Source organism: Hydrogenophaga sp. FG152 (genome assembly GCF_057809615.1).
In genome coordinates, this window is the sequence record NZ_JBMDKH010000004.1 from 25,895 (window position 1) to 49,132 (window position 23,238).

A 23,238-nucleotide genomic window follows, 5' to 3' on the forward strand; every position below is an offset into this window, starting at 1 on the left:
TGAGCGATTCATGAAACGTGTGATTTCCCCGACCTCGTCCGAGGCCCCTCTCATCGAGCGCGCGCCGGCCGTGCCCTCGGCGATTGTGGCGGCCACTTCCGACAGCCTGCCCAAGCAGGCCAACGCACTGGCCCGCGCTCGCGCGTTCGCAGAACCCCTGCTGGGCAGCGAACAGCTCGACACCGGCGAGAACACCCTGGCGCACGCCGATGCCGTGGCCGGCGTGCTGCACGACATCGGCGGGTCCGAGGCGATGCAGGCGGCGGCGTATCTCGTGTACGCCTGCCAGCACCTGAACCGTCCGCAGGAGGTGATCGCCAAGGCGTTTGGCGACAACTTCGCGGCGCTGGCGCTGGAGACTACCAAGCTGGTGCAGTTGCAGCGGCAGGCCCGGATCAAGTCGGCCGAGGTGCTGGCGAAGAAGGAGGAGGAACGCCAGGCGGCGCAGGAGCAGGCCCTGCCCGTGGCCACGCCCGGCAAGGCGCCGGTGTCCGAGCTGGCCGCGAGCCAGACCGAGAACGTGCGCAAGATGCTGCTGGCCTTCTCGCGCGACTTGCGCGTGGTCATGCTGCGCCTGGCGTCCCGGCTGCAGACCCTGCGCTACTTCGCCGCCTGCAAGGGCGAGCCTGGCGACGCGCTCGCCAGCGAGTCGCTGCACGTCTTCGCGCCGCTGGCCAACCGCCTGGGCATCTGGCAGATCAAATGGGAAATGGAGGACCTGGCCTTCCGTTTCCTGGAGCCGCAGACTTACAAGCACGTGGCCCGGCTGCTGGACGAGAAACGGGCCGAGCGCGAAGCCCATGTGGAGCAGGTGCGCCAGCAGCTCGAGGCCGAGCTGCAGCGCCAGGGCGTGGCCGCTTCCGTGCAGGGACGGCCCAAGCACATCTACAGCATCGTCAAGAAGATGCGCGGCAAGTCGCTGGACTTCGACCAGGTGTTCGACATCCGCGCGCTGCGCGTGATCGTGCCCGGCCGCGACGATTGCTACACCGCGCTGGCCCATGTGCACGCGAACTACGTGCCCGTGGCCGACGAGTTTGACGACTACATCGCCAAACCCAAGCCCAACGGCTACCAGTCGCTGCACACGGTGGTGCGCGATGAACAGGGCCGTGCCTTCGAGATCCAGATCCGCACCCAGGCCATGCACGACCATGCCGAACACGGCGTGGCCGCGCACTGGGCGTACAAGGAGGCGGGTGCCAAGGGTTATGCCGGCGTCTCGGCCAGTTCGGAATACGACGCCAAGATCGCGGTGCTGCGCCAGCTGCTGGCCTGGGAGCGCGACCTGAGCGGCACCGCGCAGGGGCTGTTCGACGATCGCATCTACGTGCTCACGCCCGATGCGGCCATCGTCGAATTGCCCCAGGGTGCCACGGCGGTGGACTTCGCCTACAGCGTGCACACCGACCTGGGTCATCGCTGCCGGGGCGCGCGCGTCGATGGCGCCATGGTCACGCTCAACACGCCTCTGCAGAACGGGCAGACGGTGGAGATCACCGCCGCGAAAGAAGGCGGGCCGTCGCGCGACTGGCTCAATGCCGAACTGGGCTACCTCGTCAGCCACCGGGCCAAGAGCAAGGTGCGCGCGTGGTTCAACGCGCAGGCCATGGAGGAGACCATGGCGCGCGGGCGCGAGGCGGTGGAAAAACTGCTGCAGCGCGAGGGCAAGACCGCGCTGAAGTTTGACGACCTTGCCGTGTCCATGGGCCTGGCTTCCGCGCAGGAGCTCTTCGAGCAGGTGGGCAAGGACGAACTGTCGCTGCGGGCCATCGAGACGCACCTGCGCCCGCCCGAGCCCGAGGCGCCTTCCGACATTCCCGTGTGGCTCAAGAAGCCGCGCAAGTCCTCCAGCCAGCCCAGCGGCGGGGTGCTGGTGGTCGGGGTGGATTCGCTCATGACGCAGCTGGCCAAGTGCTGCAAGCCGGCGCCGCCGGACGACATTGGCGGTTTCGTGACGCGCGGCAAGGGCGTGAGCATCCACCGAGCCGATTGCAGCGATTTCGCCCACCTGCAGCGCAAGAACCCGGACCGCGTGATCGAGGTGCAGTGGAGCGGTCAGGTCGCCCCGGATCGGGATGGCCGTGCGGCCGTGTACCCGGTGGACGTGGCCATCGAGGCGCAGGACCGCCAGGGCCTGCTGCGCGACATTTCCGACGTGTTCGCCCGCGAGAAGATGAACGTGATCGGGGTGCAGACCCAGTCGGTCAAGGACGTGGCCTGGATGACTTTCACCATCGAGGTGTCGGACGCCCGGCAGGTGCTGCGGGCCATGTCCGTGGTGGGCGATGTGCCGGGTGTGCGCGTGGTGCGCCGCAAATGATGTGGCGGGGCGGCCAGAAGTGCCCCGGAACACTGCTATACTGCGAGGCTTCGAATCGTTTGTAGGCGCGTAGCTCAGCTGGTTAGAGCACCACCTTGACATGGTGGGGGTCGTTGGTTCGAGTCCAATCGCGCCTACCAAACTTCTTCGGGGTCAACCAGGCCCCGGAAACAGAAAGCAGACTCCGCAGTCTGCTTTTTTTTCGTCTGTTCGGCGCCAGGGCATCGGCGGACGCTGTCTCGCAAGGCTCCCCGCACAGGGAAAACCCATGCTTGCGGCCCAGGGGCGGGTTTTTAGAATGTGCCGTATCCTTCCCGCAGACGACGGGCCTTGTTCGCCCGTCCCTTCCTGAAAGTTCCGCAGTGCAAAAATCCAAGGCCGGTAGCGGCAGCGAACGTGCGCCCGCCGTGCGTGTGATCAAGAAGTACCCGAACCGGCGTCTCTACGACACCGACACCTCGTCGTACATCACGCTGGCCGAAGTGAAGTCGCTGGTCATGGACAACGAGCCCTTCGTGGTTCGGGACGCCAAGACCAACGACGACCTCACGCGCAGCATCCTGCTGCAGATCATCCTGGAAGAAGAGACGGCGGGCGTGCCGATCTTCACCGAGCAGGTGCTGGCCAACATCATCCGGTTCTATGGCCATGCCATGCAGGATTTCATGGGCGCCTACCTCGAAAAGAATGTCCAGATCTTCATGGATCTGCAGCACAAGATGGCCGAGCAGTCCACGGGCGTCAACCCGGAAGCCTGGAAGCAGTTCATGAACGTGCAGTCGCCCATGATGCAGGGCATGATGGGCACCTACCTGGAGCAGTCGCGCACGGCCTTCACGCAGATGCAGGAGCAGATGCAGAAGAACAGCGAGCAGATGCTGGCGGCGCTGGGGCTCAAGCGCTGAGTCTCGCCATTTTTGCTGCCAGCCGCAGCGCGTCGTGGGCTGCCGCGCCCGCCGCCGTGTTGTCGAAGATGCACCAGACTTGGGTGGTCGCTGGCCAGTTCAACAGCTCCCACGCCCTGGCCTCAAGCCAGCTGTCGTCGTATGCCGACCAATACATGCGTGGCGAACCGTGCCAGCGGCAGTAGACGACGGCACCCTGACCGTCTCCGCGCTCGCCGAGCCAGCCGCCTGGCTCCCCGGCGCCGGCAGGTTTGGGCGGATCGGCGACCACGCGACCGATGCGCTGCTCCACCAGCAAGCGCTCGGCTGCCGCCGTGAACCAGGTGGGATGCCTTGGTTCGCAGACGACGGCGCCCGGGTATTCCGCGCGCACCGAGCGAAAGAAGTCGCGTGCGACCTCGGGATCGAATCTCAACGACGGCGGCAGTTGCACCAGCAACACCGCCAGGCGCTCGCCGAGTCCCGCCAGCGACGAAACGAAGGTGCCCACTTCCCCTGGTGGAACCTTCAGCCGCGCCACGTGTGTGAAAGCCTTGGGCAGCTTCACTGAGAAGCGGAAACCTGTCGGTGTCTGCATCGCCCAGCGCTCGAAGGTGTCCGCGCGGTGGGTGCGGCTGAAGGTGGTGTTGATTTCCGTGCAGCCCAGCACCCGTGCATAGCGCTCCAGCAGCGCTCCGTCGCCCGGAAATGCCTCGGCCACCGCTCGCGGCAGGCCCCAGCCTGCGGTGCCGATGTGAAGGGAAGGTGTGGTCCGTGTCATGCCGCTCGTGTGCGGCAATCCGCGTGCCGCTGCCTGCGAGGGGCCAAGGAATGTGCTGCCAGCCAAATCGACGCGCCGCCTTACAATACTGGACCACGCTCTTCAGCCAGGTAGCCCGGCGGAATTCAAATGGAAACAATGACTTACGACACCGCCCCCGCCGCCAAAACACCCAAAGTCGGGTTCGTCAGCCTGGGTTGCCCCAAGGCGCTGACCGACTCCGAACTGATCCTCACGCAACTCAGCGCCGAGGGTTACCAAACCTCCAAGACCTTTGCCGGTGCCGATCTGGTGATCGTCAACACCTGCGGCTTCATTGACGACGCCGTTCGCGAGAGCCTGGACACCATTGGTGAAGCCCTGGCCGAGAACGGCAAGGTGATCGTCACCGGGTGCCTGGGCGCGCGCGAAGGCGAGGGCGGCGGCAACCTGGTGCGGCAGATGCACCCCAGCGTGCTTGCCGTGACCGGCCCGCATGCCACGCACGAGGTGATGACGGCGGTGCACGAGCACCTGCCCAAGCCGCACGACCCCTTCGTGGATCTGGTGCCGCCGCAGGGCATCAAGCTCACGCCGCGCCATTACGCCTACCTGAAGATCAGCGAGGGCTGCAACCACCGTTGCACGTTCTGCATCATCCCGTCCATGCGCGGCGACCTGGTGAGCCGACCGATCGGCGACGTGCTGACCGAAGCGCGCAAGCTGTTCGAGTCTGGTGTGAAGGAGCTGTTGGTGGTGAGCCAGGACACCTCGGCCTATGGCGTCGACGTGAAGTACCGCACCGGCTTCTGGGATGGCAAGCCGGTGAAGACGCGCATGTTCGATCTCGTGCGTTCGCTGGGTGAACTGGCCCAGGGCTATGGCGCCTGGGTGCGGCTGCACTATGTGTACCCGTATCCGCACGTGGATGAGATCATTTCGCTGATGGCCGACGGCCTGTGCCTGCCTTACCTGGACGTCCCGTTGCAGCACAGCCATCCGGACGTGCTGCGCCGCATGAAGCGGCCGGCCAGTGGTGAGAAGAACCTGGAGCGCATCGCGCGCTGGCGCGAGCTCTGTCCGCAGATCGTGGTGCGCAGCACCTTCATTGCTGGCTTCCCTGGCGAGACCGAGGCCGAGTTCGACCACTTGCTGGAGTTCGTGCGCGAGGCGCGCATCGACCGCGCCGGCTGCTTCGCCTATTCGCCGGTGCCGGGTGCCACGGCCAACGAGCTGCCTGACGCCGTGCCCGATGCCGTGCGGGAAGAACGCAGGGCGCGCTTCATGGCGGTGGCCGAGGCCGTGTCGGCCGAGAAGCTGCAGCAGCGCGTGGGCGCGACCATGCAGGTGCTGGTGGACTCCGCGCCGGGCCTGGGCAAGAAGGGCGGCATCGGACGCAGCTACGCCGATGCGCCGGAGATCGATGGTGTGGTGCGGCTGCTGCCGCCAGAGAAGATCAGCAAGACCATGAAGGTCGGCGAATTCACCAAGGCCCGTGTGGTCGCGGCCCAGGGGCACGACCTGTTGGCGGTCCCGGTTTGACGGTGACTGCGATGGCCGGCCTGCCCATTCGCCGGTCACATCGGGTGCTTCAGAATGTGAAGCAACTCAACCGTATGCGCAAAGCCTGCTTGCAGGCTTTGCATCTTGATAAGGCAAAAGAAAAGGGCTTGCAAACATCACGTTTGCAAGCCCTTTATGATTGGTGCCCAGGAGAGGACTCGAACCTCCACGATGTTACTCGCTAGTACCTGAAACTAGTGCGTCTACCAATTCCGCCACCTGGGCTTTCAGGAAAACCAGAAGTATAGCAGAGAAAAAAAGCGATCCAAAAAGTGAACGAAAAAAACAGCCTGTTGGCCGAATATGAAGGTGTCGTTTCCGGACATCGCGATGGACACGGTTTTGTGATCCGCGACGATGGCCAGGCCGACATCTACCTGCCTTCCAACGAGATGCGCGCGGTGTTGCACAAGGACCGGGTCAAAGCCCGCATCGTGCGGCTGGACCGCAAGGGGCGTCCCGAAGGGCGCGTGACCGAAATCGTCGAACGTTCCGACTCCCCCATCATTGGGCGCCTGTTGCAGGAAAGCGGTGTGTGGCTCGTCGCCCCCGAGGACAAGCGTTACGGGCAGGACGTGCTGATCCCCAAGGGCGCCACCGGATCGGCCAAGCCCGGCCAGGTGGTGGTGGTGCAACTGACGGAGCCGCCGGCGCTGTACGGCCAACCGGTGGGGCGCGTGAAGGAAGTGCTGGGTGAGATCGACGACCCCGGCATGGAGATCGAGATCGCGGTGCGCAAGTACGGCGTGCCGCACGAGTTTTCCGACGCCGCACTGGCCCAGGCGCGCGCGCTTCCGGACCACGTGCGCGCCGCCGACCACAAGCACCGCGTCGACTTGCGCGACGTGCCGCTGGTGACGATCGACGGCGAAGACGCGCGCGACTTCGACGACGCCGTGTATTGCGAGCCGGCGAAGGTCGGCAAGGGCAAGGGTTGGCGCCTGCTGGTGGCGATTGCCGATGTGAGCCACTACGTGGAGACCGGTTCACCCATCGACATCGATGCCTATGACCGCGCCACCTCGGTCTATTTCCCGCGCCGTGTGATTCCCATGCTGCCGGAGAAGCTCTCCAACGGCCTGTGCTCGCTGAACCCCGGTGTCGAACGCCTGTGCATGGTGTGCGACATGCTGGTCAACGCCAAAGGCGAGGTGCATGCCTACCAGTTCTACCCGGCGGTGATGTTCAGCCACGCGCGTTTCACCTACACCGAGGTGGCCGCGATTCTGCAGAACACCCGGGGGCCGGAGGCCGCGCAGCGCAAGGCGCTGGTGCCTTATCTGCTCAATCTGCACGACGTGTACCGCGCGCTGCTGATGGCGCGCGGCGAACGCGGCGCTGTGGATTTCGAAACCACCGAGACGCAGATCGTCTGCGACGAGTCGGGCCGCATCGAGAAGATCGTGCCGCGCACGCGCAACGACGCGCACAAGCTGATCGAGGAGGCCATGCTCGCGGCCAACGTGTGCTCGGCCGATTTCATCCAGGAGGGCAAGCACCCCGGTCTGTACCGCGTGCACGAAGGCCCCACGCCGGAGAAGCAGGAAATCCTGCGCAACTACCTCAAGGCCATGGGTGTGTCGCAGACGATCGGCGACAACCCCAAGCCGGGCGATTTCCAGGCAATCGCCAACGCGACCAAGGACCGCCCCGAGGCCCAGCAGATCCACACCATGCTGTTGCGTTCCATGCAGCAGGCGATCTACACGCCCATCAACAGCGGCCACTTTGGTCTTGCGTTCGAGGCCTACACGCACTTCACGAGCCCGATCCGGCGCTACCCCGACCTGCTGGTGCACCGCGTGATCAAGGCCATCCTGGCGCGCAAGCGCTACGAACTGCCGAACCTGCCCACGCCAGGCGAGGCGCACGCCAAGTTGAGCAAGCGGCTGGCGAGCCGTGTGAAGCCCCCGGTGGCGGGCGAGGTGGTGAAGAAACCGTCGGCCGACACGCTGGCCTGGCAAGCCGCAGGCTTGCACTGCAGCGCCAACGAGCGCCGCGCCGACGAGGCCAGCCGCGATGTGGAGGCCTGGCTCAAGTGCAAGTACATGCGCGAACACCTGGGGGAAGAGTTCAGCGGCGTGGTGACCGCGGTCACGAGCTTCGGCCTCTTTGTCACGCTCGATGCGATGTACGTCGAGGGGCTGGTGCACATCACCGAACTCGGCGGCGAGTACTTCCGGTTCGACGAGGCGCGCCAGGAACTGCGTGGCGAGCGCACCGGCATTCGCTATGCATTGGGCACCCGGGTGCAGGTGCAGGTGAGCCGGGTGGATCTGGACGGTCGGCGCATCGACTTCCGGCTGGTCAGCGGTGACGACGATCTCGTGTTGCGGGCCATGCGCGACAAGACCGGTTTGCCTTCCTCGCCCGACCATCCGGCACCGCCCGCCCGGGGGGGCAAGTCGCGCCGCAACCGGAGCGAGGGCGCGCCGCAGGGGCGCCAGGCGCCCGCCATGGACGTCAAGGCCGCCGTGCGCAAGGCGGCGGGAAAGAAGGGCGAGCGGGGCGGTGCCCGCAGCACCGCGAGCCAATCTCGCAAGAGCCGGCGCTGAACCGGTCGTCATCGGACTTCGACATGCCCAACTCTGCCGCCCTGACCAAAAGCCCCGCGGCCAAGCCCGCCAAGGCCACCGTGGTGCGTCGGCGCGAGCCGGCGGCCGTGCCCACCGACCGGGCCTTGCGCATCGGCGTCTCGGCGCGCCTGCTGCACCAGGCGCCTCAGGAGCTGGGTTTCCGGAACAAGATTCTGCAGTACATCGAACAGTCGCTGGCCCACTGGATCATGGAACACGGGGCGGTGGCCTTCATGGTGCCGGCCGTGGCGCACGACAGCAAACACGCGGCGCGCCACCTCAAGGTGGAGCAGGTGGTGCAGGAGCTGGATGCCCTGGTGCTGCAAGGCGGCGCAGACGTGGCGCCTCAGAGTTACGGGCAGACCCCGATGGACCCGCGTTGGCAGGGCGATGTGGTGCGCGACCGCTATGAGCTGGCCTTGTTGCGCACCTTTCTCGCACAGAAGAAGCCGGTGCTGGGCGTCTGTCGAGGCGCGCAACTGCTCAACGTGGCCTTCGGCGGGACGCTGTATCAGGACATCCCGACGCAATGCCCGGCGGCCCATGCCCACGTGGACACCGATCTGTACGACCAACTGGAGCACGACGTGACCTTTCTCCAGGGCACGGCACTGACCAAGCTGTACCCGAATGCCTCGCAGCTGCGGGTGACCAGCATCCACCACCAGGCTGTGGCAGAGCTGGGCAAGGGGGTGGTGGTGGAGGCCGTGTCCACGCTGGACGGCATGGTCGAGGCCATTCGCTGGACCGGCGGGACCTATGCGCGCGGCGTGCAATGGCATCCCGAGTTCCACCATGGGCGCGATGCGCTGGCCGACAGCTCGCCCATCATGCTGGACTTTCTGGAGGCCTCGCGGGCTGCCGCGTTGGAGCGGTTGGCCAGCGGGCACGAACCCGATCCGCGCACGCCGCGGGCGCCCTTGCGATTGGGCGCCTGAGCCTACACTCTGTCCTCTCCGTCCTCCGCTGCTCTCACGCCATGCGCATTGTTTTCTTCCTGCTCGAAACCTTCTTCTTCTTCCTCGTGGCGGCGGCGCTGTTGAGGGCGTGGATGAACCACCTGCGCATCAACATGTCGGGCCAGCCGGGGCGTTTCGCGATCGCGGTGACCGACTGGCTGGTGGCTCCCCTGCGCCGGGTGCTGCCACGCTCGCTCGCGCAGAGCCGCATCGACTGGGGCAGCCTCGGTGCCGCCGTGCTGCTTTCGCTGGCGTTCGGCGTCTTGTGGTGGTTGCTGGCGGCGAGCCTGTCTGCGGCGCCCGGCTCGGCCGCCGGAGTGGTGACGATCGTCTTCACCATGGCGGTGCGACTGCTGGTGCGCACCTTGCTGCAGGGCTTGATGATCCTGCTGATCGGCTACGCCATCCTGTCGTGGGTGCAGCCGCAATCGCCGGTGATGGGCACGCTCGACCGCCTGTGCGCGCCCATCCTGCGCCCGGTGCGCCGGGTCGTGCCCTTGATCGGCGGGGTGGACCTGTCGGTGCTGGTGGTGATCATCCTGCTGCAGGTCGGCCTGATGCTGCTGGGCTGATCGGGCGTTCAGCCCGGCGGCCGCGCCCGCGCCGCCAAGCGTCCTGCCGTGAGCCCAAGGGCAGCGCCATCGTCCCAGTGGTCGGCCAGCCAGCCGTGCAGATGCACGGCCGCAGCGACCCTGTCCCGCACCCCTTCGCCTGAAAGCCCGGCGCGCGCGATCGCGCTGCCGATCATGCCGGCGAGCACATCGCCTGTGCCGGCGGTGGCCAGGGCGGCGTTTCCGCTGGCGTTGATGAGCGGCACGTCCCCGGGCGAGGCCAACACCGAGCCCGAGCCCTTGAGCACGCACAACGCGCCGAAGCGATCGGCCAGCGCCTGCGCAGCCTTCAATCGATGGGCCATGACCTCGGAGGTCGTGGTGCCCAGCAGGCGCGCGGCTTCCAGGGGATGCGGGGTGAGCACCGTTGTCCAGCCCCTGCCGTGGCGGTGGCCGAGCAGGGTTTGCAGCGCGGTGTCGGCGGCGATGGCATTGAGCGCGTCGGCGTCGAGCACCAGCGTTCGGGCGGCCGAGAGCACGCGCGGCAGCAGCGCAGCCACCGAAGCACCGCCGCCGCAACCGCACACGACACTCGCGGTTTCGAGGGCGCCGGGCTCCAGCAGCCGCTGCGGACGGCGGAACATGAGTTCGGGGCAGGCGGGGTCCCAAGGCGTCGGGCTGTTTGCATCACCTTCTAGCAGACCGACGAACACGCGGCCCGCGCCGGCATGCAGCGCGGCCCGGGCAGCGAGCACGGCGGCACCGGTCATGCCCGCGCCCTGCACGGCGATGCCTTGGCCGCCGAGCACCAGCACGTCGCCGAAGCTGCCCTTGTGACTGGCATGGGGCCGTGCGCCTGTCGTCTGTGGCTGCCCGGCCAGCCAGGCGGTCACAGGCACGGCAGTCGCTGGCGGCGCACCCAGCTCGTCGAACCAGACGCTGCCGGCGGCATCGCGTCCGGCACCGGTGAACAAACCGGGTTTCAGGGTGAGCAGCGACAGCGTGTGGCGCGGCCCCGGCGGTGCCAGGGAAGGGGTGTTCAGGGTCGCCAGGACGCCCGTGTCGGCGTCCAGCCCACTGGGGACATCGACGCAGAGCACGGTCTGGACGCAGGAGCGAAGCAGGTCCAGCCATGGGGCGAGAGGTCCCTCCAACGCCCTTTGTGGGCCGATGCCGAACAGAGCATCGATGGCGAGATCGAAGCGCGCCGGCGGCCCGTCGCCGAACGGCACACCGGCGGCGCGCGCGGCCTGCAGGGCCTGGCGGGCGTCGGTTGGCATCCGGGCCTCATCCTGCACCGCATGCGTCACCACCACTTCGGGAAAGCCGCCCCGTTCCTGCGCCCACTGGTGGAGGTGGGTGGCTGCGACCAGGCCGTCGCCCCCGTTGTTGCCGGGCCCGCAGGCCACCCAGATGCACCGCGCGTGCGGTTGCAGGGCCCGCGCCAGCCGCGCGACCGCCAGGCCGGCGCGCGACATCAAGGTGTGGTGGGGGAGGGTGGATGCGGCCTGCTGTTCGATCTGCCGCGTGGCGGCGCTGCCGTACAAGGCAGCGCGGCCGGTGCCGGACGCTGGGTGCAGGCCGGTGCCTGTGTTGAAGCTGCGCGTGTCCAAGGTCTCGCTCCTCTCAAGGAATGGGCGCATTTCAACATGTTTGCGCGCAGGCGCTGACCGCCCGCGGATCGTCTCAGAGACCGAATCGCTGGGGCGTGCTGCCGCTGATGTCGATCTCGGCTGAACGCCCTGACAGCTGATCGGCCAGCGCCCGGGCGGTGCCGCAGGCCATGGCCCAGCCCGCGCCGCCGTGGCCCAGGTTCAGCCACACGCCGGGTTGGCGTGTGGCGCCCAGCACCGGAGGGCCATCGGGCAGTGTCGCCTGGGCGCCTTGCCATTCCTGCACGCTGCCCCGGGGGCCGCCCAGACGCACGGCACCGGGAAACCAGTCCGCCAGCACGCCGTAGAGCCGTTTCAGCGTGGCTTTGGAGGGCTGGCCGGGCGTGGCGCCGAACTCACTGCCGCCGGCCACGCGAATGCGCTGGCCCAGCCGGGCGATCGAGATGCCATGACCCGCGTCCAGCACCGCCGACTGCGGGGCGTCCAGCGGCTCACGCACCGCAGCACTGAGCGAGTGGCTGTAGACGGGCTGCAAAGGCAGGCGCAGCCCGAGTGGGTGCAGCAGGCGCGCGCTGTGCACCCCTGCGCACACCACCACCGCGTCGAACCGTTGCGCGCCGTTGGCGTCCGGGGTGCCCGCGCTCGAGAGCCGCAGGTTCACGCCACCCGTGGGGCCCAGGGTTTCGATGGCGTCCACCGACGTGCTGAACACGAAGCGGCAACCGAGTTGCTGGGCCTCGGCGCGGATCGACAGCGCGAATTCCCGGCAATTGGCGGCGGCTTCCCCGCCCAGTTCGACCGCACCGTGCAACGGCGTTTCAGGATTCAGGGCGGGTTCGAGCGCGCGGGCCTGATCGGCCGAGAGTTCGCGGCAGGCGATCCCGAGGTCCTTCATCTGTTGCAGGGCGGGCTGGGCTTGCTCCGCCTCCCGCGCGTGGCGCCAGAGCACCAGCATGCCCTGGCTGCGGTCGTGGTCGAGATCCCGTTCCTCGGTGATTTCCAGCAGGCGCTGCTGGCTGTACTGCACCCATTGGTGCATCTGCCGGTGGTGTTCGGCCTGGCGCGGGCCTTGGCCCGCCTGCAGCCAGCGCCAGATCCAGCGCCACTCTCCGCCGCGGGGGAACCGGGCCAGTTTCAATCCTCCCGGGCGCGAGACCCAGGGCATGCGCAGGCTGCGTTCGGGCCGATTCCAGGCGGCCGTCCAACCCGCGGCGACGAGCGCACCGCTGGCGAAGCTGGCTTCTTCGGCCACGGTGCTGCGGCGCTCGAACACCGTGACTTCATGGCCGTCGCGCGTCAGTTCGAACGCGGTTGTGGTGCCGATCACACCCGCGCCCACCACCGCGATCCTCAAGATGCGCCCCCGACGGGTGCAGAGGGTGCCCCTGGGTGGGAAGGGGGTGGGCAATCGACGGTCAACGGGACATCGGGCATGGGTCGTGGCGCAGAAACACCCCGGACGCGGTTCCGTTCGGAGCGCGGTCCAGAGAGCGAAAGGAGGACGGGATCGGTCGGGCTGCTATAATCGATGGGCTTTGCAGATGGCTGACTCGAACACCGTTCTTGCCGCCTTTGCAGGGCGAAATCGCAAACCAGCCCAACCGGGTGTTGCCTGAAGCACCAGGACCGTCAGCGGTCCGTTCAATGCACAGGTGATCGGGGCTGGATTTTAGACTCAACCTCTGGAAAGTTAACTCATGTCTATCTCCATGCGCGAAATGCTGGAAGCCGGTGTCCACTTTGGCCACCAGACCCGCTTCTGGAACCCCAAGATGGCACCGTACATCTTCGGCCATCGCAACAAAATCCACATCGTCAACCTCGAAAAGACGCTGCCCCTGTTCGAAGAGGCTGCCAAGTTCGTGCGCCAGCTCTCCGCCAACCGCGGCACCATCCTGATGGTGGGCACCAAGCGCCAGTCGCGCGACATCGTGGCCCAGGAAGCCCGCCGCGCCGGCGTGCCTTTCGTGGACCAGCGCTGGCTGGGCGGCATGCTGACCAACTTCAAGACGGTCAAGACCTCCATCAAGCGCCTGAAGGACATGCAAGCCCAGAAGGAAGCTGGCCTGGACAGCATGACCAAGAAAGAGCAGCTGATGTTTGCTCGCGAAATGGAAAAGCTCGAGAAGGACATCGGCGGCATTCAGGACATGAACGCGCTGCCCGATGCCATCTTCGTCATCGACGTGGGCTTCCACAAGATCGCCGTGCTCGAAGCCCAGAAGCTGGGCATCCCGCTGGTGGGCGTGGTCGACACCAACCACTCGCCCGTGGGCATTGACTACGTCATCCCCGGCAACGACGACTCGGCCCGTGCCGTGGCCCTGTATGCCCGTGGCATCGCCGACGCCATCATCGAAGGCCGCAGCAACGCGGTGAACGATGTCGTCAAGGCCGTGGCCGCCGAAGGCGCCGACGAGTTCGTGGAAGTCAAGGAAGACGCTTCCGCCTGAGCCCGACTCTTGCATGAAAGAGGGGCTCGTGTAGCCCCTTTTTCATAAGGCCACCCGATCATTGAAACAGACCGTTCTGCCCGCTGGGGCACAACGGCGAACGGAGAAACTGAAATGGCAATTACCGCAAGCATGGTCGCCGAACTGCGCGCCAAGACCGACGCACCCATGATGGAGTGCAAGAAAGCCCTGACCGAAGCCGATGGCGACATGGCCAAGGCGGAAGAACTGCTGCGCGTCAAGCTCGGCACCAAGGCCGGCAAGGCCGCCAGCCGCGTCACCGCCGAAGGCGTCGTGGCCAGCTCCATCAACGGCACCACCGGTGCCCTGATCGAAGTCAACTGCGAAACCGACTTCGTCACCAAGAACGACAGCTTCCTGGCGCTGGCCAATGCGGCCGCCCAGCTGGTGGCGGCACACAACCCTGCCGACCTGGAAGCCCTGGGCGCGCTGCCTTACAGCCAGGACGGCTTCGGCCCCACGCTGGAAGACGTGCGCAAGGGCCTGATCGGCAAGATCGGCGAAAACATGTCGTTCCGCCGCTTCAAGCACTGGGCCAACGGTGGCCAGCTCGCTGGTTACCTGCACGGCACCCGCATCGGCGTGGTGGTGGAGTTCGAAGGCGATGCCGTGGCGGCCAAGGACGTCGCCATGCACGTGGCCGCGATGAAGCCGGTGTCGCTGACCTCGGCCGACGTGCCTGCGGAGCTGATCGAGCGCGAGCGTTCGGTGGCCGCCGCCAAGGCTGCCGAATCGGGCAAGCCTGCCGACATCGTCGCCAAGATGGTGGAAGGCTCGGTGCAGAAGTACCTCAAGGAAGTGTCGCTGTTCGACCAGGTCTTCGTGAAAGCCGCCGACGGCAAGCAGACCGTGGGCGCGATGCTCAAGGCCGCTGGCACCAACGTGAAGGGCTTCACCCTGTTCGTGGTGGGCGAAGGCATCGAGAAGAAGGTCGACGACTTCGCGGCGGAAGTGGCCGCGCAAGTGGCTGCCGCCAAGGGCGCCTGATCCTGCCGAGACTGGACGAGACAACGGGCCGCAAGGCCCGTTGTGCCGTATGGGGCTTATTTACGCCCCGAAGCGGCAGGTGAATGCGGGCTCCTCGCTACACTTGCCGGTTGAATCTTTGTTTATCGATTTCCTGAAAGTTGCCTCATGCCAGCCTACAAACGGATTCTGTTGAAACTGTCGGGAGAGGCCCTCATGGGCGATGACGCTTTCGGCATCAACCGAGCCACCATCGTGCGCATGGTGGAAGAAATCGCCGAAGTCACCCGCCTGGGCGTCCAGGTGGCCATCGTCATCGGTGGAGGCAACATCTTCCGCGGCGTGGCCGGGGGTTCTGTCGGCATGGACCGCGCCACCGCCGACTACATGGGCATGCTTGCCACCGTGATGAATTCGCTCGCCCTCGCTGACACCATGGACAAGGCCGGTCTGGTCGCCCGCGTGATGTCGGCCATTGCCATCGAGCAGGTGGTCGAGCCCTACGTCCGCCCCAAGGCCTTGCAGTACCTCGAAGAGGGCAAGGTTGTGGTCTTCGCCGCCGGCACCGGCAACCCCTTCTTCACCACCGACACGGCCGCTGCACTGCGCGGAGCCGAGATCGGCGCCGAGATCGTGCTCAAGGCCACCAAGGTCGATGGCGTCTACACCGCCGATCCGAACAAGGACCCCAGCGCCACGCGCTACACCACCATTTCTTTCGACGAGGCCATGAGCAAGAACCTGCAGGTGATGGACGCCACCGCATTTGCCCTGTGCCGCGACCAGAAATTGCCCGTGAAGGTGTTCTCGATCTTCAAGCCCGGCGCGCTGCGCAAGGTGGTGCTGGGGGGCGATGAGGGCACGCTGGTTCACGTCTGATGCCCACACGGCATTCCATTTCCTGCTGCATTGAGGAGTTTTCATGAGCACCGACGACATCCGCAAAACCGCTGAGCACAAGATGCTTCAATCGGTGGAAGCGCTCAAGAACAGTTTGAGCAAGGTCCGCACCGGCCGGCCCAACCCCGCCTTGCTGGACACCGTGCACGTGGAGTATTACGGTTCCATGCTGCCGCTGTCCCAGGTCGCCAACCTGACGTTGCTCGACGCGCGCACCATCGGCGTGGCGCCGTGGGAAAAAGGCATGGGCGCCAAGATCGAGAAGGCCATCCGCGAGTCGGATCTGGGCCTGAATCCTTCCAGCCAGGGCGACCTGATCCGCGTCCCCATGCCTCCCATGACCGAGGAGCGCCGCAAGGAGCTCACGAAGGTGGTCCGGGGTGAAGGCGAAGCCGCCAAGATCGCGGTGCGCAACCTCCGGCGTGACGCGAACGAATCGGTGAAGAAGCTGGTCAAGGAAAAGCTGGCGTCCGAAGACGACGACCGCCGCTCGCAGGAAGACATCCAGAAGCTCACCGACCGCATGATTGCCGAGGTGGACCGGCTGGTGGCGTCCAAAGAGCAGGACATCATGGCGGTCTGATCCGCCCCTTCCATCGATCCTGGCCATGGCATCTGCTGCAACTCCCCCCTCCTTGCCGGCGAAACTGCCTGGCCATGTGGCCATCGTCATGGACGGCAATGGCCGCTGGGCGCAGAAGCGCTGGCTGCCGCGCGCGGCCGGGCACAAGCAGGGCGTGGACGCGCTGCGTGGGGTGGTCAAGGCGTGCATCGAGCGAGGCGTGCCCGTGCTCTCCGTGTTCGCGTTCTCGTCCGAAAACTGGAACCGCCCGGTGGAAGAGGTCTCGGGCCTCATGGATTTGCTCGCCATGGCGTTGTCGCGCGAGGTGCCCAGCCTGAAAAAGAGTGGCGTGCAACTGCATTTCCCAGGCAACCGGGAAGGTCTGTCGACGCGGGTGGTGCAAGGCCTGGAGGCGGCCGAGCGCGAGACCGCGCACAACCACACCCTGGTCTTGAACGTGTGCTTCAACTACGGGGGGCGCTGGGATATCGCCCAGGCCGCCCGGCGCCTTGCCCAGCAAGGCGTGGAGATCACCGAGCAAAGCCTGTCAGGTGCGATGGCGCTGGCCCACGTGGACGACCCGGATCTGTTGATCCGCACCGGTGGTGAGCTGCGCATCAGCAACTTCCTTCTCTGGCAGTCGGCCTACACGGAACTGCTGTTCACCGACTGCCTCTGGCCCGATTTCGATGCGGCCGAACTGGACCGCGCATTGGCCGAATTCGCCCGGCGCGAGCGCCGCTTCGGCCAGACCGCCGAGCAACGGGCCGAGGTCGAGCCCGAGGCGGTCGCGGTGGGCCAGCGACATGCTTAAGCAGCGCATCATCACTGCCCTGCTGCTGCTGGCCGTTCTGCTGCCCGCGCTGTTTTACCCCTCGATCGAGCCTTTTGCCGCCCTGACCCTGCTGCTGATCGTGGCGGGCGGCTGGGAATGGGCGCGCCTCAACGGCTGTGGCTCTTCGCTCTCGCTGGGCCTGGGCCTGGGTCTGGGTGTCCTGATGGCGGTGGTCTGGTGGGCGGGTGGCCTGAGCCTGTCGCTGCGCCCGCTCTGGCTGGCCGTGGGGGCCGCCTGGGTATTGCTCGCTGTCGTGATGCTCGGCCGTGGCGTGAGAGGCTGGAGCGCCTGGCCCGTCGGCCTGCGCCTCTGGGTGGGGCTGGCACTCATCGCCTGTGCCTGGCTGGCCATGGTGCACGCGCGCCTGGAAGGTCTGGGCTTTCTGCTCTCCGTGCTGCTGCTGGTCTGGACGGCCGACATCGCCGCCTATTTTGGTGGCAAGGCCCTGGGGCGGCGCAAGCTGGCGCCCACCATCAGCCCGGGCAAGAGCTGGGAAGGCGCCATCAGTGGGTTGTTGGGGGTCTTTGTGCTGGCGGCTTGCTGGGTCTGGGCCGATGCGCAGGGCACGAGCCTGTATGCGCGGCTCTGGGCTCTGGGGCCGGCGCTGGCGGTGCTGTCGCTGGTGTTTCTCGTCACCATGAGCGTGGTCGGTGATCTGGTGGAGTCGCTGGTCAAGCGCAGTGCCGGTGCCAAGGATTCCAGCCAGCTGCTCCCCGGCCATGGCGGCGTGCTCGATCGCGTCGACGCCTTGCTGCCCGTGTTGCCACTGGCCATGATGCTTATCACCGTCTGATTGCCATGACCCGTCCCCAAGCCATCACCATTCTGGGCTCCACAGGCTCGATCGGGGTCAGCACGCTGGACGTGATCGCCCGCCATCCGGAGCGCTACACCGTGTTTGCGCTGACCGCCGCCACGCAGGTGGAGGCCCTCCTGGCGCAATGCCAGCGCTTTGCTCCCCGCTACGCCGTCATGGCCAGCCCGGCGCATGCGCAGCAACTGGCCGGCCGCGTGCGCGAGCTCGGCCTGTCGGTCGAGGTGCTGTCGGGCGCGCAGGCCTTGTGCGACGTGAGCCGCGATCCGGAGGTGGATGCCGTGATGGCCGCCATCGTCGGGGCCGCCGGCCTTTCGCCCAGCCTGGCGGCCGCGCAGGCGGGCAAGAAGCTGCTGCTGGCGAACAAGGAGGCGCTGGTGGTCGGCGGCGAGCTGTTCATGCGGGCGGTGCGCGAAGGCGGTGCGACGCTGCTGCCCATCGACAGCGAACATTCGGCGGTCTTTCAATCGCTGCCCGAAGACCCCACGACCTGGTCGCGCCGGGTCGATAAGATCGTGCTCACGGCTTCCGGTGGTCCTTTCCGCACGCGCGATCCGCAGACCTTGCACGAGGTGACGCCGGAGCAGGCCTGTGCCCACCCCAACTGGGTGATGGGCCGCAAGATCTCGGTGGACTCGGCGACCATGATGAACAAGGCGCTGGAAGTCATCGAGGCCTGCTATCTGTTTGGATTGCCCGCTTCGCAGATCGAAGTGGTGATCCATCCGCAGAGCGTGATCCACTCGATGGTGCAGTACACCGACAGCTCCGTGGTGGCCCAGCTGGGTACCCCAGACATGCGCGGGCCCATCGCCTATGGCCTGTCCTGGCCGGAGCGCATCGTCTCCGGTGCGGCCGCACTCGACTTCGCTTCACTGGGGGCTCTGAGTTTCGAAAAGCCGGACGACCGGCGTTTTCCCGGTCTGCGCCTTGCCTGGGATGCCCTGGGCGGCCCGGCGGGCACGACGGCGGTGCTCAATGCCGCCAACGAGGTCGCCGTGGCGGCCTTTCTGGACCATCGGCTGCGGTTCGACCAGATTCACGTCGTCAACCATGCAACTTTGCAGGCCCTGACCCCCTCGAAGCCCCAGGGCCTGGACGACCTGATGGCGATCGACGCGGAAACGCGTGCCATCGCGCAAGTCCAGATCGACCGGCTGGCGGCTTGACGGTCCGGCGGCCGTCACCCCGTCCGTTCACTTTTCAAACGATTTCGCATGCTCACACTCGTTGCCTTCGTCGTGGCCCTCGGCCTGCTGATCGCCGTGCACGAGTACGGCCACTATCGGGTGGCTGTGGCCTGCGGCGTGAAGGTGCTGCGTTTTTCGGTCGGCTTCGGCAAACCGCTGCTGACCTGGCGCAAAAAGGGCAGTCCCACCGAGTTCGTGCTCTGCGCGTTGCCCCTGGGCGGTTATGTGCGCATGCTCGATGAGCGCGAGGCACCCGTCGACCCGGCCGAGCGCCATCTGGCCTTCAACACCCAGCCGCTGCGCTCTCGTGCCGCCATCGTCGCGGCCGGCCCCGCGGCGAACCTGCTGCTGGCGATCGCGATTTATGCCGTCGTCAACTGGACCGGCGTGGAAGAGCCCAAGCCGGTGCTGGCCAGTCCGGTGGCGGGTTCGATCGCCGAGCGTGCTGGCTTGCGCGGCGGTGAGTGGGTGGCGCAGACCGCCGCGGCCGGCGCCGAAGCCAGCGCGGTGGCGTCTTTCGAGGACCTGCGCTGGCGCCTGACGCAGGCCGCTCTGTCGAGCGAGGACTTGACCCTGTGGGTGTCGTCGCGCGAAGGTGATGCGACGCGCCCCGTGACGCTTCCCTTGAGCGAGCTGGACGTGCGGGAAGCCGACGCTGCGCTGTTCCAGCGCATCGGCATCACCAGCCCGTGGAGTGCGCCGGTGGTGGGCGAGGTCATGGAGGGTGGGGCGGCGGCCGCTGCCGGGCTGAGGGAAGGCGACATCGTGCGCAAGGTCAACGACCAGGCCCTGGGCGATGGGCAAAGCCTGCGGGCCCTGATCCGGGCGGCCGTCGGCCCGGCCGGGCAGCCCGTCGAGCAGCGCTGGGAGGTGCTGCGTGCAGGGCAGGCGGTGCATCTGGTGGTCCAACCCGTGCCCGAGCAGCAGGCTGGCATCTGGGTGGGGCGTGTCGGGGCGTACATCGGCGCCATGCCGGAGATGACGACCGTGCGCCACGGCGCGGTCGATGGCCTGGTCAACGGGGTTGTCCGGACCTGGGAGGTGTCCTGGCTGACGCTCAAGATGATGGGGCGGATGCTGATTGGTGAAGCATCGGTGAAGAACCTCAGCGGCCCGCTCACGATCGCGGACTACGCAGGCAAATCGGCCAGCCTCGGTATCACCTCTTACCTGCTGTTTCTCGCTCTGATCAGCGTGAGTCTAGGTGTGCTCAACCTGCTGCCGCTGCCGGTCCTCGATGGGGGGCACCTGATGTATTATCTTTGGGAGGGTGTCACTGGGCGCAGCGTGTCTGATGTCTGGATGGAGCGCCTGCAGCGAGGGGGTGTCGTGGTTCTCATGGCGCTCATGTCCGTCGCCTTGTTCAATGATGTGGCCCGCCTGGCTGGCTGAACGCTTCTTTTCCATGAAAATAAAATCCTTCGGACTTCGCGGCCTGACCCTTTCGGCGCTCGCGACGACCCTTCTTGCGGCCCTGCCTGCCTGGGCTGTCGACCCCTTCACCTTGCGCGACATCCGTGTCGAAGGCCTGCAGCGTGTCGAGCCCGGTACGGTGTTCGCCTCCTTGCCGTTTCGCATCGGTGACCAGTACAACGACGACAAGGGGTCGACCGCCATCCGTTCGCTGTTCGGCCTGGGCCTGTTCAGCGACGTGCGCCTGCAGGTCAATGGCGACGTGCTGGTGGTGATTGTCGAAGAGCGGCCGACGGTCGCGGACATCAGCTTCTCTGGCATCAAGGAGTTTGACGACACCGTGCTCAAGAAGGCCCTGCGCGACATCGGCCTGACCGATGGCCGGCCGTTCGACAAGGCGCTGGCGGATCGAGCCGAGCAGGAGCTCAAGCGCCAGTACATCAACCGCAGCATGTACGCCGCGCAGATCGTCACCACCGTGACCCCGAGCGAGCGCAACCGCGTCAACCTCAATTTCAGCGTGGTCGAAGGCGACGTGGCCAAGATCCGGGAAATCCGCATCGTCGGCAACCGCGCATTCTCGGAGTCGACGCTGCGCAACCTGTTCGACCTCGACACCGGTGGCTGGCTGAGCTGGTACACCAAGTCCGACCGCTATTCGCGCGCCAAGCTCAACGCGGACATCGAAACCCTGCGTTCTTACTACCTTACGCGCGGCTACCTCGAATTCCGCATCGACTCCACCCAGGTCGCGATCGCGCCGGACAAGGAGAGCATGTCCATCACCCTGAACATCACCGAAGGCGACCGCTACGTGGTCAAGTCGGTGGCGCTCGAGGGCGAGTACCTGGGACGGGAAGAGGAGTTCAAGTCGCTCGTGACGCTGCGCGCTGGCGAGGCCTACAACGCGGAAGACGAAAGCAGCACGGTGAAGGCCTTTACCGACTACTTCGGTGCCTTCGGTTATGCCTTCGCCCAGGTCGAGGCCAGCCGCGACATCGATCGGGTGAACAAACAGGTGGCCTTTGTGCTGCGGGCCCAGCCCGCGCGCCGCGTGTACGTGCGCCGCATCAACGTGGAAGGCAACAACCGCACCCGCGACGAAGTCATCCGCCGCGAGTTCCGCCAGCTGGAATCGGCCTGGTACGACAGCGATCGGATCCGCCTGTCGCGCGACCGGGTCGACCGGTTGGGCTTCTTCACATCCGTGGAGGTCGATACCCAGCCCGTGCCGGGCACGCCCGACCAGGTGGACATGACCATCACCGTGGCCGAAAAGCCCACCGGCAACCTGACGCTGGGTGCCGGCTACTCACAGGCCGACAAGCTCTCCATCATTGCCGGCATCCGCCAGGAAAACGTGTTCGGCTCGGGCAACTACCTGGGGGTGGACGTCAACACCAGCGATTACAACCGCCAGGTCGTGATCAGCACAGTGGACCCGTATTTCACGCCGGACGGTGTGTCGCGCAGCTTCGACGTCTACTACCGCACGACCCAGCCGTACACCGAGCAGGGCGGTGACTACCGGCTCATCACGCCGGGTGTGAGCGTGAAGTTTGGCGTGCCCTTCACCGAACAGGACACGGTGTTCTTCGGCATTGGCATCGAGCAGACCAAGATCGAACCCGGTACGGGGCTGCCACAGGCCTACCAGCAGTACTCGAACACATTCGGGGAAACCAGCTCCTCTGTGCCCCTGACCATCGGTTGGTCACGGGACGGTCGCGACAGCGCGCTGGTGCCGACCCAGGGCCGGTTGCAGCGCTTCAACACCGAGATCGGGGTGGGCGGCGATACCCGCTACCTCAAGGCCAACTACCAGATCCAGCAGTACATTCCGCTGACCAAGCAGTACACCCTCGCGTTCAACGGTGAGTTGGGCTATGGCAAGGGCCTGGGCGGCCGTCCGTTCCCGCTGTTCAAGAACTTCTACGGGGGTGGCCTGGGTTCGGTGCGCGGCTTCGACCAAGGCACCCTGGGTCCGACCTCGCCCATCATGTCGGGCGTTCAGGCCGGCGAGCTGGTCAACATCGGTGGCAATCGCAGCATGGCTTTCAGCGCCGAGTTCATTACGCCTTTCCCAGGTGCGGGCAATGACCGCACCCTGCGCATGTTCGGGTTCATCGACGTCGGCAACGTGTACGGTGAAAATGACACCCGAGCAAACGCCACCGATTTGCGCGCTTCCGTGGGTGTGGGCCTGAGCTGGATCTCGCCCGTCGGCCCCTTGCGCTTCGCCATCGCCAACCCTATCCGGAAATTCCCTGGCGATAGAATCCAGAAATTCCAGTTTCAGATCGGAACCTCCTTTTGATGAAGACTTTCTCCCGACTTTTCAACCGACGCCTCCTGCTGGCCGCTGGGCTGGGCCTGCTGGCCTTTGCTGCCATGGCGCAGGACTTCCGCATCGGCTTCGTGAACACCGACCGCATTTTCCGCGAGGCCAACCTGGCCAAGGCGGCACAGACCAAGCTGGAGCAGGAGTTCTCGCGGCGCGAGAAGGAAGTCCAGGGTCTGGCAGCGCAGCTCAAGACCGCTTCGGAGAAATTCGAACGTGAGTCTCCCACGTTGCCGGATGCCCAGCGCGCGGCGCGCCAGCGCCAGCTCGTCGAGCAGGACCGCGACTTCCAGCGCAAGCAGCGCGAGTTCCAGGAAGACCTCAATCTGCGCAAGAACGAGGAGCTGCAAAGCGTGCTCGAGCGCGCCAACCGCGTGATCAAGCAGGTGGCCGAGGCCGAGAAATACGACCTGGTGATCCAGGAAGCCGTCTACATCAACCCCAAGCACGACATCACCGACAAGGTGCTGAGCGGCTTGAACGGCGGCAAATAAAGTTCACGCCAGGGCGACCC

General features: G+C 66.2%; 19 protein-coding genes and 2 tRNA genes. 17 read left to right on the forward strand and 4 right to left on the reverse strand.

The features are described from left to right. Positions 1–10 precede the first annotated feature (10 nt). From ACODTB_RS06345 to phaR, 3 genes are all read left to right on the forward strand, one after another. Complete coding sequence (locus ACODTB_RS06345; protein WP_291121872.1) at positions 11–2,323, forward strand: RelA/SpoT family protein; 2,313 nt, start codon at positions 11–13, stop codon at positions 2,321–2,323. 63 nt (positions 2,324–2,386) lie between these two features. Next, a tRNA-Val gene (locus ACODTB_RS06350) sits at positions 2,387–2,463 on the forward strand. A 222-nt stretch (positions 2,464–2,685) separates the two neighbouring features. After that, a complete protein-coding gene (phaR, locus tag ACODTB_RS06355) occupies positions 2,686–3,228 on the forward strand; it encodes a polyhydroxyalkanoate synthesis repressor PhaR (RefSeq protein WP_291121871.1) in 543 nt (180 codons plus the stop codon). Here the strand turns inward: phaR and ACODTB_RS06360 are convergent. Next, positions 3,218–3,988, reverse strand: coding sequence for a DUF72 domain-containing protein (locus tag ACODTB_RS06360; protein WP_291121870.1), 771 nt, complete (start codon positions 3,986–3,988; stop codon positions 3,218–3,220). The two genes, phaR and ACODTB_RS06360, sit on opposite strands and share 11 nt — an antisense overlap. Positions 3,989–4,126: 138 nt before the next feature. Here ACODTB_RS06360 and rimO point away from each other — a divergent pair, with 138 nt between their 5' ends. Next, positions 4,127–5,509, forward strand: a complete 1,383-nt coding sequence (gene rimO / locus ACODTB_RS06365; RefSeq protein ID WP_291121869.1) for a 30S ribosomal protein S12 methylthiotransferase RimO — start codon at positions 4,127–4,129, stop codon at positions 5,507–5,509. A gap of 161 nt (positions 5,510–5,670) precedes the next feature. Here rimO and ACODTB_RS06370 read toward each other — a convergent pair. Then, positions 5,671–5,755: transfer RNA gene (locus tag ACODTB_RS06370), tRNA-Leu, on the reverse strand. A gap of 47 nt (positions 5,756–5,802) precedes the next feature. On the opposite strand from ACODTB_RS06370, the gene rnr reads away from it, so the two are divergent. The 3 genes from rnr to ACODTB_RS06385 are packed head-to-tail and all read left to right on the forward strand — an operon-like array spanning position 5,803 to position 9,637. Continuing rightward, complete coding sequence (rnr, locus tag ACODTB_RS06375; protein WP_291121868.1) at positions 5,803–8,085, forward strand: ribonuclease R; 2,283 nt, start codon at positions 5,803–5,805, stop codon at positions 8,083–8,085. Between the two features lie 23 nt (positions 8,086–8,108). Continuing rightward, positions 8,109–9,044: a gamma-glutamyl-gamma-aminobutyrate hydrolase family protein gene (locus ACODTB_RS06380; RefSeq protein WP_291121867.1), complete on the forward strand. Its 936-nt coding sequence runs from the start codon at positions 8,109–8,111 to the stop codon at positions 9,042–9,044. A 41-nt stretch (positions 9,045–9,085) separates the two neighbouring features. Further along, entirely contained in the window at positions 9,086–9,637 is a 552-nt protein-coding gene (locus ACODTB_RS06385; protein WP_291121866.1) for a YggT family protein, read from the forward strand. 8 nt (positions 9,638–9,645) lie between these two features. Here ACODTB_RS06385 and ACODTB_RS06390 read toward each other — a convergent pair whose 3' ends face one another. Continuing rightward, complete coding sequence (locus ACODTB_RS06390; protein ID WP_488929179.1) at positions 9,646–11,259, reverse strand: NAD(P)H-hydrate dehydratase; 1,614 nt, start codon at positions 11,257–11,259, stop codon at positions 9,646–9,648. A 43-nt stretch (positions 11,260–11,302) separates the two neighbouring features. Beyond that, on the reverse strand, positions 11,303–12,583 hold the full coding sequence (locus ACODTB_RS06395) for an FAD-dependent oxidoreductase (RefSeq protein ID WP_291121865.1): 1,281 nt from the start codon (positions 12,581–12,583) through the stop codon (positions 11,303–11,305). Between the two features lie 343 nt (positions 12,584–12,926). Between ACODTB_RS06395 and rpsB the strand changes: the two genes are divergently transcribed. The 10 genes from rpsB to ACODTB_RS06445 all read left to right on the forward strand — a co-directional run bounded on the left by rpsB (position 12,927) and on the right by ACODTB_RS06445 (position 23,218). Further along, positions 12,927–13,682 carry a 30S ribosomal protein S2 gene (gene rpsB, locus ACODTB_RS06400; RefSeq protein ID WP_291121864.1) on the forward strand — a complete coding sequence of 252 codons (756 nt, stop codon included), beginning with the start codon at positions 12,927–12,929 and terminating at the stop codon, positions 13,680–13,682. Positions 13,683–13,796: 114 nt separating this feature from the next. Then, positions 13,797–14,690: a translation elongation factor Ts gene (gene tsf, locus ACODTB_RS06405; RefSeq protein ID WP_291121863.1), complete on the forward strand. Its 894-nt coding sequence runs from the start codon at positions 13,797–13,799 to the stop codon at positions 14,688–14,690. Between the two features lie 147 nt (positions 14,691–14,837). Continuing rightward, on the forward strand, positions 14,838–15,548 hold the full coding sequence (pyrH, locus tag ACODTB_RS06410) for a UMP kinase (RefSeq protein WP_291121862.1): 711 nt from the start codon (positions 14,838–14,840) through the stop codon (positions 15,546–15,548). Between the two features lie 43 nt (positions 15,549–15,591). Continuing rightward, positions 15,592–16,152 carry a ribosome recycling factor gene (gene frr / locus ACODTB_RS06415; RefSeq protein WP_291121861.1) on the forward strand — a complete coding sequence of 187 codons (561 nt, stop codon included), beginning with the start codon at positions 15,592–15,594 and terminating at the stop codon, positions 16,150–16,152. Positions 16,153–16,177: 25 nt separating this feature from the next. Beyond that, positions 16,178–16,945, forward strand: coding sequence for a polyprenyl diphosphate synthase (gene uppS, locus ACODTB_RS06420; protein WP_291121860.1), 768 nt, complete (start codon positions 16,178–16,180; stop codon positions 16,943–16,945). Beyond that, on the forward strand, positions 16,938–17,759 hold the full coding sequence (locus tag ACODTB_RS06425) for a phosphatidate cytidylyltransferase (protein ID WP_291121859.1): 822 nt from the start codon (positions 16,938–16,940) through the stop codon (positions 17,757–17,759). The genes uppS and ACODTB_RS06425 overlap by 8 nt, the downstream gene beginning before the upstream one ends. Before the next feature lie 5 nt (positions 17,760–17,764). Then, positions 17,765–18,949 (forward strand): 1-deoxy-D-xylulose-5-phosphate reductoisomerase, encoded by a 1,185-nt coding sequence (gene ispC, locus ACODTB_RS06430; RefSeq protein ID WP_291121858.1) that lies wholly within the window; start codon positions 17,765–17,767, stop codon positions 18,947–18,949. A 48-nt stretch (positions 18,950–18,997) separates the two neighbouring features. Next, the gene (gene rseP, locus ACODTB_RS06435) at positions 18,998–20,362 is read left to right on the forward strand and encodes an RIP metalloprotease RseP (RefSeq protein WP_291121857.1); all 1,365 of its coding nucleotides are present in this window, start codon (positions 18,998–19,000) and stop codon (positions 20,360–20,362) included. 13 nt (positions 20,363–20,375) lie between these two features. Further along, positions 20,376–22,700, forward strand: coding sequence for an outer membrane protein assembly factor BamA (gene bamA / locus ACODTB_RS06440; protein ID WP_488929180.1), 2,325 nt, complete (start codon positions 20,376–20,378; stop codon positions 22,698–22,700). After that, complete coding sequence (locus ACODTB_RS06445; RefSeq protein ID WP_291121650.1) at positions 22,700–23,218, forward strand: OmpH/Skp family outer membrane protein; 519 nt, start codon at positions 22,700–22,702, stop codon at positions 23,216–23,218. Before bamA ends, ACODTB_RS06445 begins: the two co-directional genes overlap by 1 nt. The last annotated feature ends 20 nt before the right edge of the window (positions 23,219–23,238 follow it).

What these genes read in the sequence shown, in the direction of transcription:
- bamA (WP_488929180.1), top strand. Translation starts at nt 20,376, where the DNA reads ATGAAAATAAAATCCTTCGGACTTCGCGGCCTGACCCTTTCGGCGCTC.
- rseP (WP_291121857.1), top strand. Translation starts at nt 18,998, where the DNA reads ATGCTCACACTCGTTGCCTTCGTCGTGGCCCTCGGCCTGCTGATCGCC.
- rimO (WP_291121869.1), top strand. Translation starts at nt 4,127, where the DNA reads ATGACTTACGACACCGCCCCCGCCGCCAAAACACCCAAAGTCGGGTTC.
- uppS (WP_291121860.1), top strand. Translation starts at nt 16,178, where the DNA reads ATGGCATCTGCTGCAACTCCCCCCTCCTTGCCGGCGAAACTGCCTGGC.
- rpsB (WP_291121864.1), top strand. Translation starts at nt 12,927, where the DNA reads ATGTCTATCTCCATGCGCGAAATGCTGGAAGCCGGTGTCCACTTTGGC.
- ACODTB_RS06425 (WP_291121859.1), top strand. Translation starts at nt 16,938, where the DNA reads ATGCTTAAGCAGCGCATCATCACTGCCCTGCTGCTGCTGGCCGTTCTG.
- ACODTB_RS06345 (WP_291121872.1), top strand. Translation starts at nt 11, where the DNA reads ATGAAACGTGTGATTTCCCCGACCTCGTCCGAGGCCCCTCTCATCGAG.
- ACODTB_RS06360 (WP_291121870.1), bottom strand. Translation starts at nt 3,988, where the DNA reads ATGACACGGACCACACCTTCCCTTCACATCGGCACCGCAGGCTGGGGC.
- frr (WP_291121861.1), top strand. Translation starts at nt 15,592, where the DNA reads ATGAGCACCGACGACATCCGCAAAACCGCTGAGCACAAGATGCTTCAA.
- tsf (WP_291121863.1), top strand. Translation starts at nt 13,797, where the DNA reads ATGGCAATTACCGCAAGCATGGTCGCCGAACTGCGCGCCAAGACCGAC.
- pyrH (WP_291121862.1), top strand. Translation starts at nt 14,838, where the DNA reads ATGCCAGCCTACAAACGGATTCTGTTGAAACTGTCGGGAGAGGCCCTC.
- ACODTB_RS06390 (WP_488929179.1), bottom strand. Translation starts at nt 11,259, where the DNA reads ATGCGCCCATTCCTTGAGAGGAGCGAGACCTTGGACACGCGCAGCTTC.
- ispC (WP_291121858.1), top strand. Translation starts at nt 17,765, where the DNA reads ATGACCCGTCCCCAAGCCATCACCATTCTGGGCTCCACAGGCTCGATC.
- ACODTB_RS06445 (WP_291121650.1), top strand. Translation starts at nt 22,700, where the DNA reads ATGAAGACTTTCTCCCGACTTTTCAACCGACGCCTCCTGCTGGCCGCT.
- ACODTB_RS06385 (WP_291121866.1), top strand. Translation starts at nt 9,086, where the DNA reads ATGCGCATTGTTTTCTTCCTGCTCGAAACCTTCTTCTTCTTCCTCGTG.
- ACODTB_RS06380 (WP_291121867.1), top strand. Translation starts at nt 8,109, where the DNA reads ATGCCCAACTCTGCCGCCCTGACCAAAAGCCCCGCGGCCAAGCCCGCC.